Genomic DNA, 3,038 nt, shown 5'->3' with positions numbered 1-3,038 from the left:
TTTGCTCTTTAAAAATCTGGATCAAGCTGAAAATTGAAACACTGAATAGTCGAAAGATTATTCGTGAGTCTCTCAAATTTTCGCAACACGATGGTGTTTTACGAAACATCTTCGGGTTGTGAGGTTAAGCGACTAAGCGTACACGGTGGATGCCCTGGCAGTCAGAGGCGATGAAGGACGTGCTAATCTGCGATAAGCGTCGGTAAGGTGATATGAACCGTTATAACCGGCGATTTCCGAATGGGGAAACCCAGTGTGATTCGTCACACTATCATTAACTGAATCCATAGGTTAATGAGGCGAACCGGGGGAACTGAAACATCTAAGTACCCCGAGGAAAAGAAATCAACCGAGATTCCCCCAGTAGCGGCGAGCGAACGGGGAGCAGCCCAGAGCCTGAATCAGTGTGTGTGTTAGTGGAAGCGTCTGGAAAGGCGCGCGATACAGGGTGACAGCCCCGTACACAAAAATGCACATACTGTGAGCTCGATGAGTAGGGCGGGACACGTGGTATCCTGTCTGAATATGGGGGGACCATCCTCCAAGGCTAAATACTCCTGACTGACCGATAGTGAACCAGTACCGTGAGGGAAAGGCGAAAAGAACCCCGGCGAGGGGAGTGAAAAAGAACCTGAAACCGTGTACGTACAAGCAGTGGGAGCCTCTTTATGGGGTGACTGCGTACCTTTTGTATAATGGGTCAGCGACTTATATTCTGTAGCAAGGTTAACCGAATAGGGGAGCCGAAGGGAAACCGAGTCTTAACTGGGCGTTAAGTTGCAGGGTATAGACCCGAAACCCGGTGATCTAGCCATGGGCAGGTTGAAGGTTGGGTAACACTAACTGGAGGACCGAACCGACTAATGTTGAAAAATTAGCGGATGACTTGTGGCTGGGGGTGAAAGGCCAATCAAACCGGGAGATAGCTGGTTCTCCCCGAAAGCTATTTAGGTAGCGCCTCGTGAATTCATCTCCGGGGGTAGAGCACTGTTTCGGCAAGGGGGTCATCCCGACTTACCAACCCGATGCAAACTGCGAATACCGGAGAATGTTATCACGGGAGACACACGGCGGGTGCTAACGTCCGTCGTGAAGAGGGAAACAACCCAGACCGCCAGCTAAGGTCCCAAAGTCATGGTTAAGTGGGAAACGATGTGGGAAGGCCCAGACAGCCAGGATGTTGGCTTAGAAGCAGCCATCATTTAAAGAAAGCGTAATAGCTCACTGGTCGAGTCGGCCTGCGCGGAAGATGTAACGGGGCTAAACCATGCACCGAAGCTGCGGCAGCGACACTATGTGTTGTTGGGTAGGGGAGCGTTCTGTAAGCCTGTGAAGGTGTGCTGTGAGGCATGCTGGAGGTATCAGAAGTGCGAATGCTGACATAAGTAACGATAAAGCGGGTGAAAAGCCCGCTCGCCGGAAGACCAAGGGTTCCTGTCCAACGTTAATCGGGGCAGGGTGAGTCGACCCCTAAGGCGAGGCCGAAAGGCGTAGTCGATGGGAAACAGGTTAATATTCCTGTACTTGGTGTTACTGCGAAGGGGGGACGGAGAAGGCTATGTTGGCCGGGCGACGGTTGTCCCGGTTTAAGCGTGTAGGCTGGTTTTCCAGGCAAATCCGGAAAATCAAGGCTGAGGCGTGATGACGAGGCACTACGGTGCTGAAGCAACAAATGCCCTGCTTCCAGGAAAAGCCTCTAAGCATCAGGTAACATCAAATCGTACCCCAAACCGACACAGGTGGTCAGGTAGAGAATACCAAGGCGCTTGAGAGAACTCGGGTGAAGGAACTAGGCAAAATGGTGCCGTAACTTCGGGAGAAGGCACGCTGATATGTAGGTGAAGCGACTTGCTCGTGGAGCTGAAATCAGTCGAAGATACCAGCTGGCTGCAACTGTTTATTAAAAACACAGCACTGTGCAAACACGAAAGTGGACGTATACGGTGTGACGCCTGCCCGGTGCCGGAAGGTTAATTGATGGGGTCAGCCGCAAGGCGAAGCTCTTGATCGAAGCCCCGGTAAACGGCGGCCGTAACTATAACGGTCCTAAGGTAGCGAAATTCCTTGTCGGGTAAGTTCCGACCTGCACGAATGGCGTAATGATGGCCAGGCTGTCTCCACCCGAGACTCAGTGAAATTGAACTCGCTGTGAAGATGCAGTGTACCCGCGGCAAGACGGAAAGACCCCGTGAACCTTTACTATAGCTTGACACTGAACATTGAGCCTTGATGTGTAGGATAGGTGGGAGGCTTTGAAGCGTGGACGCCAGTCTGCGTGGAGCCGACCTTGAAATACCACCCTTTAATGTTTGATGTTCTAACGTGGACCCGTTATCCGGGTTGCGGACAGTGTCTGGTGGGTAGTTTGACTGGGGCGGTCTCCTCCTAAAGAGTAACGGAGGAGCACGAAGGTTGGCTAATCCTGGTCGGACATCAGGAGGTTAGTGCAATGGCATAAGCCAGCTTGACTGCGAGCGTGACGGCGCGAGCAGGTGCGAAAGCAGGTCATAGTGATCCGGTGGTTCTGAATGGAAGGGCCATCGCTCAACGGATAAAAGGTACTCCGGGGATAACAGGCTGATACCGCCCAAGAGTTCATATCGACGGCGGTGTTTGGCACCTCGATGTCGGCTCATCACATCCTGGGGCTGAAGTAGGTCCCAAGGGTATGGCTGTTCGCCATTTAAAGTGGTACGCGAGCTGGGTTTAGAACGTCGTGAGACAGTTCGGTCCCTATCTGCCGTGGGCGCTGGAGAACTGAGGGGGGCTGCTCCTAGTACGAGAGGACCGGAGTGGACGCATCACTGGTGTTCGGGTTGTCATGCCAATGGCACTGCCCGGTAGCTAAATGCGGAAGAGATAAGTGCTGAAAGCATCTAAGCACGAAACTTGCCCCGAGATGAGTTCTCCCTGACTCCTTGAGAGTCCTGAAGGAACGTTGAAGACGACGACGTTGATAGGCCGGGTGTGTAAGCGCAGCGATGCGTTGAGCTAACCGGTACTAATGAACCGTGAGGCTTAACCTTACAACGCCGAAG

General features: G+C 52.7%; 1 rRNA gene. It reads left to right on the top strand.

The features are described from left to right. Window positions 1-122 precede the first annotated feature (122 nt). Window positions 123-3,026, top strand: a 23S ribosomal RNA gene (locus tag A7Z06_RS21425). Window positions 3,027-3,038 lie beyond the last annotated feature (12 nt).

This window comes from Escherichia sp. MOD1-EC6819 (assembly GCF_002965765.1).
Classification (GTDB): domain Bacteria; phylum Pseudomonadota; class Gammaproteobacteria; order Enterobacterales; family Enterobacteriaceae; genus Escherichia; species Escherichia ruysiae.
The sequence above is the reverse complement of the archived record's forward strand: the minus strand, read 5'-3'. Positions and strand labels throughout refer to the sequence as shown.